The following is a 15,613-nucleotide window of genomic DNA, read 5'->3' as shown; positions in this document are numbered from 1 at the left end:
TTAGAAGGCGAGATCCTAAGGAAAAGCTAAACCTCGAATTTTATGAATTCTGCGCGGGCGCAAGGCCGCGGGTTACAATCCATCCCAGGATAGCAAGCAGGGCCGCGGATCCGAGACATGCGGCCAGCCCTCCGGCCTGATAGCTTAGGCCAGACAAAAGCGTTCCGATCAAACGCCCGGCGGCATTCGCCATGTAGTAGAACCCGATATCCATCGTGACGCGTTCGGTATTCGTGAAGGCAAGGATGAGATAGGAATGCACCGCCGAGTTCAGCGCGAAGACCAGCCCGAATGCAAGCAAACCAACTACCACAATCGGGACAAGGCCTGGTAATTCGACCCAGGCGGCAAGTGCCAGAACTGCGGGAATGATAGACAGCACTCCGACCAGAAGGGTCGCGGCCCGGATGGTCGCGTCGACGGTTCCTGTGCGGTTCTTCAGAAGTCTTGGTGCCGATGCTTGGATTGCACCGTAGCCGATGATCCAGAGCGCCATGAAGCTTCCGATCATGAAAAAGGCTTGTCGGTTGCCCGCTTCGGTTCCGTCGGACAGGACCGAGTAAAAGAAGATCGGGATGCCGACGACGAACCAGGTATCGCGTGTGCCGAAAAGGAACATGCGGGCCAGCGACAGCTGGTTGATCGCGCGGTTCTTTGAGAGAACGGCGCTGAACCTGATGCCCTTGATACCGCCCGGAAGACCCGGAGGCATGAGGAGAAACGTGGAAAGGAGCGTGGCGCTGAGAACAAGCGCCATCGTCCAGAGCGAAGTTTGGAAGCCGAAGAGAGCAAGAAGGCTTGCGCCCAAGAGAAATCCAAGACCCTTTACCGCGTTTTTCGAGCCAGTGAGGATCGCCACCCAGCGGAACAGTGCGCCGTCTTCGTCGGGCGCAAGCAGCTTCACCGCGCTTTTGGACGACATTTTCGAAAGATCCTTGGCTATACCGGACAACCCTTGCACGATCATCACGAAGGCAACCGAAGCGGTGATGCTCCAGCTTGGGGAAAGCTGCGTCAGGGCGACAAGGGCGAGGATCTGGAGGGCGAGGCCCGCATAGAGCGTGGACTTCAGGCCAAATCGCGCAGCCAGCCAACCGGCCGAGAGGTTGGTGACGATCCCCATGATTTCGTAAAGCACAAACAGATAGGCCAGTTGCACCGGCGAGAATCCAAGCGTGTGAAAGTGCAGCAGCACCAGCATCCGAAGCGCGCCGTCCGTCAGCATGAACGCCCAATAGGCGGCCGTGACAGCGATGTAGGCTTTCAGCCCGTTGTTCGGCGTCTGGCTCACATGGACCCCGTAACCATGCGGACAATATCGGCCAGCCGGCAGGCATAGCCCCACTCGTTGTCATACCAGGCATAGATCTTCACTTGCGTGCCATTGATGACCATTGTGGATTGCGCATCGACGATGCTGGACCTTGGGTCGTTGACATAATCCGCAGAGACAAGCGGGCGGTCTTCGTATCCGAGGATGCCCTTCAGCGGGCCATCGGCCCATTTCTTGAAGAACGCGTTCACTTCTTCGGCGGAGGTGGAGCGTTCGACCTCGAACACGCAGTCGGTAAGGGAGGCATTCAGAAGCGGTACGCGCACCGCAAGGCCGTTCAGGCGGCCCTTCAACTCCGGATAGATCAGCGTGATCGCCGTGGCGGATCCAGTGGATGTTGGGATCAGCGAATTCAGAGCAGATCGCGCGCGTCTGGGATCTTTGTGTGGTTTGTCGACGATGGTCTGGGTGTTGGTCACATCATGGATTGTGGTGATCGAACCGTGGCGGATGCCAAGCTCGGTGTGGACGACCTTAACCACGGGGGCGAGGCAGTTCGTCGTGCAGGAGGCGGCTGTGACAAGGTGGTGATTGTCGGGATCGTAGAGGTTGTGGTTCACGCCATAGACGAGGTTCAGCGCGTTGCCGTCCTTGACGGGGGCGGAAACGATGACTTTTTGAACTCCGGCAGCGTAGTAGGGTGCCAGTGCCGCCTCCGTTTTGAAAACCCCGGTGCAGTCGATGACGACGTCGATCCCCATCTCTTTCAGGGGGAGGTTTTCCAGCGACTTTTCGCGAGTCAGCCTGATATCGCGCCCGTTGATCGTGAGGGTGTCCGTGTTGGCAGAGATATCTGCGTCCCAGCGACCGTGCACGCTGTCGAACTCAAGAAGCAGGGCGTGCTGGTCGGCGTCGCCTGCGAGGTCGTTCAAAAGCACGATCTCGCCGCCGGCACCACTGTCGCAGAGATCGCGCAACGCAAGTTTGCCGATCCGGCCCAGTCCGTTCAGAGCAATACGTTTCATCTTGTGTATCCCGTTCTCGTCAACTGCGGTTTAAGCGTTGGAGTGCGACGGGCAAGTGAAGGTTTTATGACAGTGGCGACGAGGCTGTCCGCAGCCGGGCAAAATGTCAGGCGAAGGGCCTGACATTTACCTTTGATCGCTATCAGATCGCGCGGTCTACCGCGCGCGCACCGGCGGAAACGTCCTGTCCAAGACCTTCAATCGTGTTGCAAGCGGCGAGGCCCAGCAGGACCGCAGTCATCAAAACAAGCTTCTTCATCTTTTCCTCACTCTTCATACCACCAGACATCCGGCTGGAACCCGATCCAGTCTCCATACATCGGCAGGACCGACGGATAGCGAAGCTCTTTGGCGTGAGCAAGTCGCGCGATGGGCTGATGCCAGATCGGCACCACGTAGCGCCCCGAGATCAAGGCCCGATCCAGCGCCTTGACTGCGGCGATATAGTCGTCGGTCGTCTCGGACACGAGCAACTGATTGATGATCGCATCGACGGCCGGGCTGCGGATGCCCGCCCAGTTGCGGCTGCCTTCCACGTCGGCGGCTTCGCTCCCCCAATAGAGCGTTTGCTCGTTCCCCGGAGAGAGCGACGGCACGCCGCGTTGATACCAGGTCATGTCGAAATCGAAGGCGTTCGAGCGCTCGGTGTATTCCGCGCTGTCGATGGTCGTGACGGTGGGGTTGATGCCGATGCGCTGCAGGGCCGATACATAAAGATCGACGATCTGCTGCGGCTCGGTCGCGCCAGAGCGCAAAAGAATATCGAAGGTGAACGCGTCGCCCGCGTCGTTTACCAGTGTGCCGTCCCGAAGTGTCCATCCCGCTTCTTCCATGATGGAAAGCGCCTTGCGGATGTTGGCGCGGTTGCGTTCGGTGCCGTCACCAACGGGCAGCGTATAACCTTCCATTGCGCCGGGCAGGAGCGAGGCCGCGTAGGGTTCGAGAAGTTCGCGGACTTTGCCCGTGGCGGGTCCCGGGTCCATCGCAAACACCGAGTTGCCAAAGGGCGAGGTGATGCGCGGTTGTGCTTCGCCGTTGATCGTCACGTTGATGAATTCGAAGTTGAAGGCCGTGATGAGAGCTTCGCGCACGCGCCAGTCCTGAAACTGCGGGCGCCGGGTGTTGAAGGCCAGACCCTGAATGCCGGTCGGGCGCTGGTGCGGAATGATGGACTTGACGATGTCACCGGATTGGACAGCAGGGAAGTCGTACTGGGTGTCCCACTTCTGCACGTTGGTTTCGCGCATCGTGTTGAGGATGCCGCCCTTGAAGGCCTCGAACATTGCGGTGCCATCCGCGAAGAACTCCATTCGGATCTGGTCGAGGTTGTCGGTACCGCGCCGGAATGGCAGGTCTGCCCCCCAATAGTCCGGGTTGCGTTCCAGAAGAACGAAACGTCCGGCTTCGAAATCGGTGATGACGTAGGGGGCGCTGGAGATCGGGATGTCGTCGAGCCCGCTTTCGGCGAAGTCCTTGCCCTCCCATTGCGCTTTTTTCAGGATCGGGCGCAGACCCATAATGAGCGGCAATTCATCGTCACGTGTGTTGAAGGTGAAACGGACTGTGCGCTCACCCACGACTTCGGCACTTTCGACCTTTTCCCATGTGCTTGCGTAGCGCGGGTGGCCGATGGTGCCGAGGGTCTCAAACGACCAGAGCACGTCTTCGACGGTCACCGGCGAACCATCCGAGAATCGGGCGGCCGGATTTAGAGTGAATTCAACCCAGGAGCGGTCCTCGGGGGTCTCAATCGATTCGGCCAGAAGTCCGTAAAGCGAGAATGGTTCGGCGTAACTGCGACCCATAAGGCTCTCATATGCCAAAAAACGCAATTGCCAGGGTGTGCGGCCTTTACGGATGTGGGGATTGAGCGAATCAAAGCCGCCGACTTCGCCCTGAATGATCGCTCCGCCTTTGGGCGCATCCGGGTTCACATGGGGCTGAGACACAAAATCAGGTGGAAGGGCCGGGTCACCATACATAGCTATGCCATGTTTTGGTTCTGCCTGTGCGGCGCTTGAGAAAACCAACGCGGCGATGCCGGCAAGCGCGAAATAGTTCATACCCATTTTGGCAACAATCCTTCTAATGCCCAATACCCCTTACTTTTGGACAGTAAGCGCCTCGCAAAACCTTTACAAACTTTTAGCTTGGCCACCGGCAAATCGTTGCGTATAAAGGACTTACTGCTCGATAGGTTTCTTGCCTGTATGAAACCTGCCTCAATAACTTAGCGCCCGCCTTGTGCGGGCGTTTTTTTCGCCCGGATTTCGTGCGCAATTGAATCCGGTCCGAAAACGAAAAAGCCCCGCTTGCGCAGGGCCCTTCCAGTCTCAGATCAGTTGTCGCTTCAGATCAGCTTGGCCATCGCGACAGCTGTATCGCTCATCCGGTTCGAGAAGCCCCACTCGTTATCGTACCATGTCAGGATGCGCACCATGGTGCCGTCCATGACCTTGGTCTGATCCATGTGGAAGATCGACGAATGCGGATTGTGGTTGATGTCGATCGAAACCAGAGGCTCATCCGTGTAGCCAAGGATGCCCTTGAGCGGCCCGTCGGCAGCGGCGCGAATGGCGTTGTTCACTTCTTCGACACTTGTCGTGCGGCTGGCCTCGAAGGTCAGGTCGACGACCGAAACGTTTGGTGTCGGCACACGGATCGCAACGCCGTCCAGTTTGCCGTTCAACTCCGGCAGGACAAGGCCAACCGCCTTTGCGGCACCGGTGGACGTCGGGATCATCGACAACGCCGCCGCTCGGGCTCGGTAGAGGTCCTTGTGCATCGTATCCAGAGTCGGCTGATCGCCGGTGTAGCTGTGGATCGTTGTCATGAAGCCCTTGTTGATGCCGATGGCGTCGTTGAGAACTTTTGCGACAGGTGCGAGGCAGTTTGTCGTGCAAGAGGCATTCGACACAACGATATCGTCAGATGTCAGCGCTTCGTGGTTCACACCGTAAACGATGGTCTTGTCCGCATCCGAGCCAGGCGCCGAGATCAGCACACGGCTAGAACCGTTTTCGAGGTGAGCCTGACATTTTTCCTTGGATGTGAAAATGCCGGTGCATTCCATGACGATATCCACGTCCGCCCAAGGCAGATCGGCCGGGTTGCGGATCGCCGTTACCTGCATCGGGCCGCGTCCGATGTCGATTGTTGTATCCGTGGTCGTGACAGTGGCAGGGAAGCGGCCATGCACGCTGTCATAGCGCAGCAGGTGGGCGTTCGTTTCCACCGGGCCGAGATCGTTGATGGCAACGACTTCGATATCGGTGCGACCACTTTCGATGATTGCACGCAGGACGTTTCGTCCGATCCGTCCAAATCCGTTGATTGCGACTTTGACTGCCAAGGGTCTTCTCCTGTTTCGGGCGGATTGCTCTTAGCGCCAGAAGGCGATCAATCTGATCAGATCCATGAACTTGCGACCCATGTAAATGTGCCAATCAAGGCCGAGGGCGAAGCTCAGCGCGAAAAACGCGCAAATGAACAGACCAATTCCAAGAGCGATCCTGTTTGTCATCGCGCGACTTATGGCAAACGTAAGGGAAAGGTTAAAGCTGAAAAGAAGTCTGAGGCGCTTTCCAGTACAAAAATGTCAGCGCTAACAATTCAGAGGTCGGCGGCGTCAATCCAGCGCCAGGCCGACATTCGTGCGCGGAACCAGCTGCGTTGGCGTTTGGCGTATTGGCGTGTTTGGATCACGACCGCTTCCTTTGCGGCAGCGAAGTCGCTTTCGCCCTTCATGTGAGCGATGACTTCGGCGGCTCCGATTGCTTTTGCTGAGGGAAGGGCGGTGTGGAACGCATCGGCATTCGTGCGGGCTTCGTCCAGAAGGCCGGCTTTCATCATCATATCAAAACGTTGAGCGATCCGAGGGGTCAGCCAGGGCTTGGGCGCGGACAACACTAGTGCCTGAGCGTCGCTAAGCGGAAGCAAGGGCGCGCCGGTTTCGTCCTGCCATGCGGCCAGTCCTTTCCCGGTGGTCTGCAAGACCTCCCATGCCCGCTGGACACGTCGCTTGTTCGAAACGTCGATACGCGCGCGGGTTTCGCTGTCGATGGCCACCAACAGGGCGTTCAGTCCATGCTCGGCCAAGAGGGCATCCCCTTGCGCGCGGATTTCATCAGGCGTGGACGGGATATCGGCGAGGCCTTCGGTCAGGGCCGAGAAATACAACCCCGTGCCACCCACTATGACCGGGGGTGGTCCTGCAAGGAGCGGGGTCAGCTCTCGAAGCCAGTCACCCACGGAATAGACCTGCGTGCCGGGGATATGCCCATAGAGCCGGTGGTCGACAAAAGCCTCGTCCTCGGTCGAGGGGCGCGCCGTCAGGATTCGCCAGTCCGCGTAAACCTGAAGGGCGTCGGCATTGACGACGGGTGCGCCAAAGTGCGCTGCGATTTCCATAGCCAGACGGGATTTGCCACTGGCTGTCGGGCCCGCAATAAGGACCGAACGTTCGCCACTGAGCGAGGCGATCAGGTTCTTGATCGAATTCATTTCGCCTGTCGCTCCTTCCTGCGTTGAACCTTGCGCCGTTTTCGGACATTTTCACGCCGGGCGCAAAGACGCGATGACATGATGCGAGGGACCGGGCTTATGACAGACAATTCAGGCAAATCATCTTACAATCGGGTCCTTTTGAAGATTTCAGGCGAGGCGTTGATGGGGGATCAGGGGTACGGACTGCATCCTCCGACAGTGGCGCGAATCGCCTCCGAAGTGCAATCCGTGCATGAATTGGGCGTCGAAGTCTGCATGGTCATCGGCGGCGGCAACATCTTTCGCGGGCTGCAAGGGTCGGCGCAGGGCATGGAGCGCACGACGGCGGACTATATGGGCATGTTGGCGACCGTGATGAACGCGCTGGCCATGCAATCCGCTTTGGAAGCCTTGAAAATCCATACGCGGGTGATCACGGCCATTCGCATGGACGAGGTCGCGGAGCCCTATATCCGGCGCCGCGCGGTGCGCCACCTTGAGAAAAAACGTGTTATCATCTTCGCAGCAGGGACAGGAAACCCCTATTTCACCACCGATACGGCCGCGACGCTGCGGGCCAGCGAAATGTCCTGCGAGGCGATCTTCAAGGGCACTAAGGTGGATGGTGTCTACGACATGGATCCTGCAAAACATCCCGAGGCCAAGCGTTATGACAAGGTCACATATGACGAGGTGCTCGCCAAGCATCTTGGCGTGATGGATGCCTCTGCGATCGCTCTGGCACGTGACAACGGCTTGCCGATCATCGTGTTCTCGCTGGATGAGCCGGGAGGTTTCAGAGGCATCCTTGCAGGCGAAGGCACCTATACAATCGTACAGGAAAAGTAAGCGAAGGCAGTATTGGCGCGCGCCAAGATGCACAAACCCTGCACGCTCGTTTGGGCGCGAAAGGCTATACAAAGCTGTCGAAAGCCGGGTATAGGAAAATAAATCCGGCAATAAGCCCGCGATATTGGATAAGTGACACAGGCATGGCAGACGACATCGACATCGATCTTGACGACATTGAGCGCCGTATGGATGGAGCTTTAACGGCTCTACGGCAGGAATTTCTTACGCTTCGCACGGGACGTGCGTCTGCTTCGATGCTTGAGCCGGTGATGGTCGATGCTTACGGTGCGCTGACGCCGATCAATCAGGTCGGCACCGTGAACGTCCCCGAGCCGCGGATGATCACGATCAACGTCTGGGACAAGGCGCTGACCAGCAAGGTCGAAAAAGCGATCCGCGAAAGCGGGCTGGGCATCAACCCTGTTGTCGATGGCACGATCATCCGGCTGCCGATCCCCGAACTGAACGAAGAGCGTCGCCGCGAGTTGACGAAAGTGGCTGGGACTTATGCCGAAAACGCGCGGATTGCCGTGCGAAACGTGCGCAAGGACGGCATGGATCAGATCAAGAAGGCGAAGGCCGGCGGCATGAGCGAAGACGACCAGAAGTTTTGGGAAGCTGCCGTACAGGAGCTGACCGATAAGGGGATCGCAAAAATCGATGCCTCGCTGGAAAGTAAGCAAGAAGAAATAATGCAGGTGTAAAAGCACCGCGGGGTGGGGCTACAATCGAGGAGACCCCTTTTGGGAAAATCTGAAAAGACCACACCTGAGCATGTGGCGATCATTATGGACGGAAATGGTCGTTGGGCTCAGGCCCGCGGCAAGCCGCGTCTGTTCGGGCATCATGCCGGAGCCTTGCGGGTTCGCGAGATCGTCGAAGCCTGTCCCGACCTTGGGGTCCGGTATCTGACAATTTTTGCCTTCTCGACCGAAAACTGGAAGCGGACCCAGACCGAGGTTTCGGGTTTGATGAAGCTCTTCAAGCGCTATTTGATCAGCGAAACCAAACAGTTGATCGAGGCAGGCGTGCGCGTGCGTTTCATTGGCGATCGCATGAAGCTCGACGACACGCTTGTTGCCTTGATGGACGAGTTGGAGCTTTTGACCAGCGACAATGATCTGGTGCATTTGACCGTTGCGCTGAATTATGGTGGCCGCGATGAAGTGGCGCGGGCAACGAAACGCCTGTGTCGCGAAGTGGCCGAAGGCAAGCTTGATCCGGAGTCCGTGGACGCGGAAACTCTGGCGAGGCGCCTCGATACCTACGTCCTTCCCGATCCCGATCTGGTGATTCGCACAAGTGGCGAAGCCCGGATTTCAAACTTCCTTTTGTGGCAGTCAGCGTATTCGGAGTACGAATTCATCGATACACTTTGGCCGGATTTCACGCGCGACGAATTCGCGCGCGTTCTGTCGGGCTATAACAGCCGCGAACGCCGATATGGAGCCGTGCCCGGATGAGCAAAGCTGATGGGGGGCAGTGGAGCGATCTGGGCCAGCGCCTTCTGTCGGGGGGTATCGCGGCCGGTGTCGGCTTGTGGGTCATGTGGGTTGGTGGGTTTTCGTTCCATCTTCTGATCGCGCTCGTTTGCGGCATCATGATGTGGGAACTCTTGCGGATGATCGGCGCGGGCACGCGTGCTGTTCCGATGGCGGCCATTACCGCAATCGTCTTGTTGGCTGCGATGGAGTTGCCCGCCGGTTTCGCTTTGCCGTTGCTTTTGTTGCCGGCGATGATCGGCGTTAGCCAGATCGAGCAGCATCGCTTTACCTTCGCAATCTATTGCGCGGTCATCCTCGTGGCGGGCTATGGTCTGACGGCGCTTCGGGATGACTTCGGGTTCTGGTGGATGGCGTGGCTGGCGCTTGTCGTCATTGTCACCGACATCCTTGGATACTTTGCCGGCAGGTTCATCGGGGGGCCGAAATTCTGGCCCAAGATCAGTCCGAAAAAGACGTGGTCCGGCACGATTGCCGGATGGATCGGTGCGGCCCTGGTGGGCGTGTTTTACGTTTATCAAGACTTGGCCGGACTTGAGTTGATCGGAATTTCCATTGCAATTTCAATGGCCTCCCAGATGGGTGACGTGTCGGAAAGTGCGTTGAAACGCCGTATGGGTATCAAGGACAGTTCCAACATCATGCCAGGTCATGGCGGTATGTTCGATCGCTTTGACGGAATGCTTGGTGCGTCCATTTTCTTGTTGGTCATCGAGGCTCTGGTCGAATTCCCTCCGGTGACGGTGGTCCAGTGATCCGCAAGGTCTCGATTTTCGGGTCCACCGGGTCGATTGGGTGCAACACAGTCGATCTGGTCAAGCGGAAACCCGAGGCGTATCGCGTCGTCGCTATGACCGGTGGCCGGAATGTTGCGAAACTTGCAAGTCAGGCGAAAGCCTTGAAGGCCGAAGTCGCGGTGACGGCCTATGAGGACTGCCTGGAGCCATTGCGCGAGGCCCTGTCGGGAAGTGGCATCGAAGTTGCTGCTGGCGAAGCGGCACTTTGCGAGGCTGCCGAGCGTCCCGCCGACTGGATTATGTCAGCTATCGTTGGCGCTGCGGGCCTTCCGCCGGGATTGAAAGCACTTGAGCAGGGCACAACGCTGGCGCTTGCCAACAAGGAAAGTCTAGTCACTGCGGGGGCGTTGCTGAAGTCCACGGCCGCCGCGAGCGGCGCGCGGATTTTGCCGGTCGACAGCGAGCATTCCGCGGTTTTTCAGGGTCTCGTGGGTGAAAACATCGCGGACGTCGAGCGAGTGATCATCACGGCGTCCGGTGGGGCGTTCCGCGATTGGCCGCTTGAGAAACTGGCGGCTGCGACACCGGCGGAGGCGTCATCGCATCCGAACTGGGACATGGGCCAGCGCATCACCATCGACAGCGCGACTATGTTTAACAAGGCTCTTGAACTTATTGAAACACATGAGTTTTTTGATATTTCGCCTGACAGGATCGAGGCCATTGTCCACCCTGAAAGCCTTGTTCACGCGCTGGTGGGATTTCGCGATGGAGCCCTTATGGCGCATGTCGGACCACCCGATATGCGCCATGCAATCGGGTATGCGCTGAACTGGCCCTTGCGGGATCATCTGCCGGTTGAGCGACTGAATCTTGCCGAGATCGGGCAGTTGACCTTTCGCGAACCCGACGCTGCGCGCTATCCTGCCTTGGCACAGGCGCGATGGGTCATGGAAGAAGGCGGTTTGGCCGGCGCTGTGTTCAACGCTGCAAAGGAACGCGCACTTGACGGCTTCATCGAAGGTCGCATCGGATTCCTCGATATGGCCAGCGTTGTTGCAGATGTGATCGAAATAATGTCAGGCGAGGGTCTAGGTTTGGCCGCGATTACATTAGATAGCGTTCAACAAGCGGACCAGGAGGCGCGCATGCGCGCCGACGCGGTCATCGCAGTACGACAGAGATAGGGTTTTCATGGATTTGGCTGGGCTGCTTCCGAGTTTCGGGAATTTTGCATTCACCATCATCGCTTTCGTCATTGCGCTTTCGGTGATCGTGGCGATTCACGAATACGGGCATTACATCGTCGGACGCTGGACGGGTATCAAGGCGGATGTCTTTTCGGTTGGATTTGGGCCGGTGATTTACAGCCGCACCGACCGGCACGGGACGGCCTGGCAGATCGCAGCCTTGCCCTTTGGTGGATTCGTGAAGTTCCGTGGAGACGAAAACGCAGCTTCGGGCAAAGATGCCGACGCAATGGTCGGTCTGAGCGCGGAAGAGCGGCGCGCCACCATGCATGGTGCGCCGTTGTGGGCCAGAACTCTTACCGTTCTTGCCGGCCCTGTTTTCAATTTTATTTTATCATTTCTGATATTTGCAGCTCTCTTGATGGCGCGCGGCGTGGCAAGCGACCCGATCACAATCGAGGAATTGCGGACCTTGCCAGGGACTACGCAGGGGCTTGAGCCTGGCGATGTAGTGCTAAAAATCAATGGGACCCCAGTGCCGCCGACGGAAGAATTCACTGAATTGCGCGAAAGCCTCGTGCCGGTTGAAAACTCGACCTTTACGGTGCTGCGAGATGGGAATGAAGCGGTCGTGGACGGCCCCTGGCTGTTTCCGGCACTCGTTGGGGGCGTCACACCAGGATCAGCTGCGGAAGAGGCCCTGCTTGAAGATGGAGACGTGATAACAGCCGTCGATGGCGACCCGATTTACGACTTCGAACAACTGCGCGACAAGGTCGTGGCATCGGAAGGCGATTCCATTGCATTGACGGTATGGCGGGATGGAGACGTCAGCGATTTCGTCATGACGCCCCGACGGATGGATTTGCCTTTGGCGGACGGCTCGTTCGAAACCCGCTACATTATCGGTGTGTCTCCGGGCATGTCGTTCGAGCCTGCTTCGGAGACTCCGTCGTTGGGCGAGGCGATGAGCTATGGCGTCAATCAGATCATATTTATCACGAAATCAAGCCTGTCGGGCCTTTATCACATGATCGCGGGTAAGATCTCGACCTGCAATATCTCTGGTCCGATCGGTATCGCCGAAACCTCTGGTCAGGCGGCGAGCCAAGGGTGGATTTCCTTCATCTGGTTCATCGCGGTGCTGTCGACTGCCGTCGGTATGCTCAATCTGTTTCCCATTCCCGTCCTGGATGGCGGACACTTGGTTTTCTATTTCTGGGAAGCGGTGACGGGACGACCACCAAGTGATCAGGCCTTGAAATACCTGATGGCCGGCGGGCTGACGGTGATGCTTGGGTTGATGGTCTTTGCGGTCACAAATGACCTGTTTTGCCCTTGAAGAACGCCAATTAACCGACACTTCGAAGCCAAATTTCAGCCACATTCCGCCGATATTTCTGAACCATAGATATTCGGGAATGGCATCATGCAGGCAATTCAGCGCGGTTTCAAAGGACTTGAACTTTTGGTGGAGCTTAACCTCGACCGAATGATTTCTCTTTTGGCGCTTGGCGGCGCACTTTTTCTGGCCGCATATATCGGGGCTCAGTTTTAGGTCAGCAACAGAACCTGACGTCAAGAAAAGGCCGTCCTTTCGGGGCGGCCTTGGTTTTTGACAGCCCCTCAGAATCTGTTTAATCACACGCTATAAATATCAAAAGGGCGGGTGATTTCATGAGGCGGGCGAAATGGGCTTTCAAGCTTTCACACTGTTTGTTTGCGGGTGTCCTTGCGATAGGATTTGGCATTGGTGACGCGGCAGCGCAGACGCGCGTTTCGTCGATCATCGTGGAAGGGACGCAGCGCATACCCGACGCAACCGTCATCGACCTTGCCGCGATTACGCCCGGCTCGGTTCTCAGCGACGGCGAAATCAACGACGTTCTTCAGCGGATCAACGCATCGGGATTGTTTCAATCGGTCGTGATAGTGCCCGTGGGCAGCGGCCTGCGTATTGAAGTCGTCGAACGACCAACGATCAATCGGATAAATATCGAAGGCAACGACCGCCTTTCGGATGAAACTCTCTTGGGGGTTGTGACGTCCGAGCCGCGCCGGGTCTATTCACCGACGCAGGCAGAAAGCGATGCACGCTCCATCGTAGAGGCTTATGTCGAGTCCGGTCGACTGGCCGCGCGGGTCGAGCCGCGGATCATCCGGCGCACGGACAACCGGGTCGATCTGGTGTTCGAAGTGAGCGAGGGGCGCGTCGTCGAAAACGAGCGCATCAGTTTCGTGGGAAACCGTGCTTTTTCAGATCGCAGGCTGCGGCGCGTGATCGGCACGAAACAGGCGGGCTTTTTGCGCAGCATTATCCGGGCGGATTCGTTTGTTCCCGAACGTATCGCGTTTGATCGTCAGGCTTTGAGCGACTTTTATCAGTCCCGCGGCTATGTCGATTTTCGCGTGCTCGATGTCACGTCCGAATTCTCGCGCGAGCGCGATTCAAGTTTCGTGACTTTCACCGTCCGCGAAGGGCAGCAGTTCTCGGTAGGGGCCGTGTCGGTCACGTCTGAGTTCCCGGATGCAAATATCGATTCCTATCGAGATGCGCTGCGGGTGCGCAGTGGTGAAACGTGGAATCCATCGCGTATCGACGAGCAGATCGAGCGACTTGAACGACTTGCCTTGCAGCAGGGCTTTGATTTCCTGCGGGTCGAGCCGCGCGTGACCCGGAATGCGCGCGACCTGACGCTGGACGTGGAATTCGCGCTGGTGCGGGGCCAGCGTGTCTTTATCGAGCGGATCGATGTCGAAGGAAACACGACCACGCTTGACCGCGTTATTCGCCGCCAGTTCGATCCGGTTGAGGGCGATCCCTTCAATCCGCGCGAAATCCGCAATTCCGCTGAACGCATTCGTGCGTTGGGGTATTTTGCGGACGTCGACGTACAGACGCGGCAAGGCTCGGCGGCGGATCAGATTATCGTGGATGTCGACGTCGAAGAGCAGGCGACCGGCAGTCTGACCTTTGGCGGCACCTTTTCGACGGATACAGGATTCGGATTGGTTGTTGAGTTTTCCGAAAGAAACTTTCTTGGCCGGGGGCAGTTCGTCGGAGTGCAGATCCAGACCGGCGCGGAGGATAGGGACATCAGTCTCAATTTCCGGGAACCAGCTTTGTTTGACCGCGATTTGTCGTTCGGGTTGTCGATCACCGATCGGACGACCGATTTCAGCAACGCGGCCTATGAAACTCAAATCACCTCGATATCGCCGTCGCTTGGTTTTCCGATCAGCGAAAACGGGCGTCTTTCGTTGAAGTATACCTTGGCAAACGAAGATATCTTCAACGTGACGGGTGACGCATCTCAAATCATCGCAGCGGAAGCCGGCGATCTAATCCGCAGTTCGTTTGGTTACGACTATACGCTCGATCTTCTGCGCGGCGGTCTCAATCCGAACCGCGGCGTGCTGTTCAGCTTCGGGCAGGAGGTCGCGGGCCTTGGCGGGGATACGGAATACCTGAAGTCAACCGCCCGCATCGTAGCGCAGCGCGACATTTGGAACGAAGAAGTGACGCTGCGTGCGATTCTGGAAGGTGGTGTGGTCGCAGCCCCATCCGGTGGAACGACGCGCATAACCGATCGCTTCTTCTTGTCCTCGCGTCAGGTCAGAGGCTTTTCGTCTCGCGGGATCGGGCCGCGCGACGTCGGATCGATGGAATCGGATGTTCTTGGCGGCAACAAGTACGTGGCTGCCCGATTTGAAGCGGATTTCCCACTGGGGCTGCCCGAGGAATTCGGGATAACGGGCGGCGTGTTCTTCGACATGGGCTCGCTCTGGGGCCTCGACAACACGGATGGGGACTTGACGGTCGACGATGATTTCGAGCTTCGCTCTGCGATCGGATTTTCGCTACTTTGGGACACGCCGGTCGGTCCATTGCGCATGAATTTCTCGAACCCCATCAAATCCAATCCGCTGGACGACGAACGCAGCTTTGATTTCACGATTTCGACGGCGTTCTGACCCATGTGGCGGGGTATATGCCTTTGGCTGGCGATTGGTTTCTGCCTGACGCCGCCCGCCCTGAACGCGCAGGAAATAGGACTTAATCTACCTCCACCAATCCTGACGATAGATCAGGATCGCCTATTTCAGGAGACCCGCCTTGGGGCAAGGTCTGCCGGGGCGATCGAGTCCGAAGTCGAGGCCCTCGCTGCCGAGAATGCTCGGATCGAAGGCGAGCTTATCGCGCGCGAGCAAGAGCTGACCGAACGCCGAGCGACGTTGCTCCCTGACGAATTCCGCGCGTTGGCGGATGCGTTTGATGCGGACGTTCAGAGAATTCGCAAGGCGCAGGATGAAAAGGCGCGCGAGGTGAACAGGCTTCGGGACGCGGCGCGACAGGACTTTTTCAACGATGTGGCGGGGATCATTTCGGATATCGTGCGCGAACGTGGCGCGCTGGTCGTTTTGGACCGACGCGATGTCTTTTTGTCGGCGGATCGGATCGATATAACGGACGAAGCGATTACTCGCGTCAATGCGGCTGCCGCGATCGAGTGACCTGCTTGCGGCAACGCGGCGCGCTTGATACCAC

The 15,613-nt window shown here is 57.8% G+C and carries 16 protein-coding genes; 9 read left to right on the top strand and 7 right to left on the bottom strand.

Features of this window, described 5'->3' with window-relative positions; genetic code table 11:
- Positions 1 to 40 precede the first annotated feature (40 nt).
- The 7 genes from arsJ to miaA form a co-directional block, all read right to left on the bottom strand.
- Entirely contained in the window at positions 41 to 1,291 is a 1,251-nt protein-coding gene (arsJ, locus tag BOA8489_RS01720; protein WP_141138209.1) for an organoarsenical effux MFS transporter ArsJ, read from the bottom strand.
- Positions 1,288 to 2,298 (bottom strand): ArsJ-associated glyceraldehyde-3-phosphate dehydrogenase, encoded by a 1,011-nt coding sequence (locus BOA8489_RS01715; RefSeq protein WP_093972237.1) that lies wholly within the window; start codon positions 2,296 to 2,298, stop codon positions 1,288 to 1,290. The genes arsJ and BOA8489_RS01715 overlap by 4 nt, the downstream gene beginning before the upstream one ends.
- A 142-nt stretch (positions 2,299 to 2,440) precedes the next feature.
- Positions 2,441 to 2,557 carry an entericidin A/B family lipoprotein gene (locus BOA8489_RS01710; RefSeq protein ID WP_141138208.1) on the bottom strand — a complete coding sequence of 39 codons (117 nt, stop codon included), beginning with the start codon at positions 2,555 to 2,557 and terminating at the stop codon, positions 2,441 to 2,443.
- 7 nt (positions 2,558 to 2,564) lie between these two features.
- On the bottom strand, positions 2,565 to 4,361 hold the full coding sequence (locus BOA8489_RS01705) for an extracellular solute-binding protein (RefSeq protein WP_245813641.1): 1,797 nt from the start codon (positions 4,359 to 4,361) through the stop codon (positions 2,565 to 2,567).
- Between the two features lie 287 nt (positions 4,362 to 4,648).
- A complete protein-coding gene (gene gap / locus BOA8489_RS01700; protein WP_093972236.1) occupies positions 4,649 to 5,650 on the bottom strand; it encodes a type I glyceraldehyde-3-phosphate dehydrogenase in 1,002 nt (333 codons plus the stop codon).
- A 30-nt stretch (positions 5,651 to 5,680) separates the two neighbouring features.
- A complete protein-coding gene (locus tag BOA8489_RS20315) occupies positions 5,681 to 5,821 on the bottom strand; it encodes a hypothetical protein (protein WP_176440173.1) in 141 nt (46 codons plus the stop codon).
- Positions 5,822 to 5,910: 89 nt separating this feature from the next.
- Positions 5,911 to 6,801 (bottom strand): tRNA (adenosine(37)-N6)-dimethylallyltransferase MiaA, encoded by an 891-nt coding sequence (miaA, locus tag BOA8489_RS01695; RefSeq protein WP_093972235.1) that lies wholly within the window; start codon positions 6,799 to 6,801, stop codon positions 5,911 to 5,913.
- A gap of 99 nt (positions 6,802 to 6,900) precedes the next feature.
- Between miaA and pyrH the strand changes: the two genes are divergently transcribed.
- The 9 genes from pyrH to BOA8489_RS01655 all read left to right on the top strand — a co-directional run bounded on the left by pyrH (position 6,901) and on the right by BOA8489_RS01655 (position 15,579).
- Positions 6,901 to 7,632: a UMP kinase gene (pyrH, locus tag BOA8489_RS01690; protein WP_093972486.1), complete on the top strand. Its 732-nt coding sequence runs from the start codon at positions 6,901 to 6,903 to the stop codon at positions 7,630 to 7,632.
- A 143-nt stretch (positions 7,633 to 7,775) separates the two neighbouring features.
- Positions 7,776 to 8,339 (top strand): ribosome recycling factor, encoded by a 564-nt coding sequence (gene frr / locus BOA8489_RS01685; protein ID WP_093972234.1) that lies wholly within the window; start codon positions 7,776 to 7,778, stop codon positions 8,337 to 8,339.
- Positions 8,340 to 8,378: 39 nt separating this feature from the next.
- Positions 8,379 to 9,098: a polyprenyl diphosphate synthase gene (gene uppS / locus BOA8489_RS01680; protein WP_093972233.1), complete on the top strand. Its 720-nt coding sequence runs from the start codon at positions 8,379 to 8,381 to the stop codon at positions 9,096 to 9,098.
- Entirely contained in the window at positions 9,095 to 9,892 is a 798-nt protein-coding gene (locus BOA8489_RS01675; protein ID WP_093972232.1) for a phosphatidate cytidylyltransferase, read from the top strand. The genes uppS and BOA8489_RS01675 overlap by 4 nt, the downstream gene beginning before the upstream one ends.
- Positions 9,892 to 11,061 carry a 1-deoxy-D-xylulose-5-phosphate reductoisomerase gene (dxr, locus tag BOA8489_RS01670; protein WP_093972485.1) on the top strand — a complete coding sequence of 390 codons (1,170 nt, stop codon included), beginning with the start codon at positions 9,892 to 9,894 and terminating at the stop codon, positions 11,059 to 11,061. Before BOA8489_RS01675 ends, dxr begins: the two co-directional genes overlap by 1 nt.
- A 7-nt stretch (positions 11,062 to 11,068) precedes the next feature.
- Complete coding sequence (rseP, locus tag BOA8489_RS01665; RefSeq protein ID WP_093972231.1) at positions 11,069 to 12,406, top strand: RIP metalloprotease RseP; 1,338 nt, start codon at positions 11,069 to 11,071, stop codon at positions 12,404 to 12,406.
- 87 nt (positions 12,407 to 12,493) lie between these two features.
- The gene (locus BOA8489_RS20900) at positions 12,494 to 12,622 is read left to right on the top strand and encodes a hypothetical protein (RefSeq protein WP_281256158.1); all 129 of its coding nucleotides are present in this window, start codon (positions 12,494 to 12,496) and stop codon (positions 12,620 to 12,622) included.
- 119 nt (positions 12,623 to 12,741) lie between these two features.
- A complete protein-coding gene (bamA, locus tag BOA8489_RS01660; protein ID WP_093972230.1) occupies positions 12,742 to 15,039 on the top strand; it encodes an outer membrane protein assembly factor BamA in 2,298 nt (765 codons plus the stop codon).
- Positions 15,040 to 15,042: 3 nt separating this feature from the next.
- A complete protein-coding gene (locus tag BOA8489_RS01655) occupies positions 15,043 to 15,579 on the top strand; it encodes an OmpH/Skp family outer membrane protein (RefSeq protein WP_093972229.1) in 537 nt (178 codons plus the stop codon).
- Positions 15,580 to 15,613: the final 34 nt, after the last annotated feature.

The sequence above is a fragment of the Boseongicola aestuarii genome (genome assembly GCF_900184815.1).
In the GTDB taxonomy this organism is placed as follows: domain Bacteria; phylum Pseudomonadota; class Alphaproteobacteria; order Rhodobacterales; family Rhodobacteraceae; genus Boseongicola; species Boseongicola aestuarii.
This window is presented reverse-complemented; position numbering and strand designations above follow the sequence as displayed.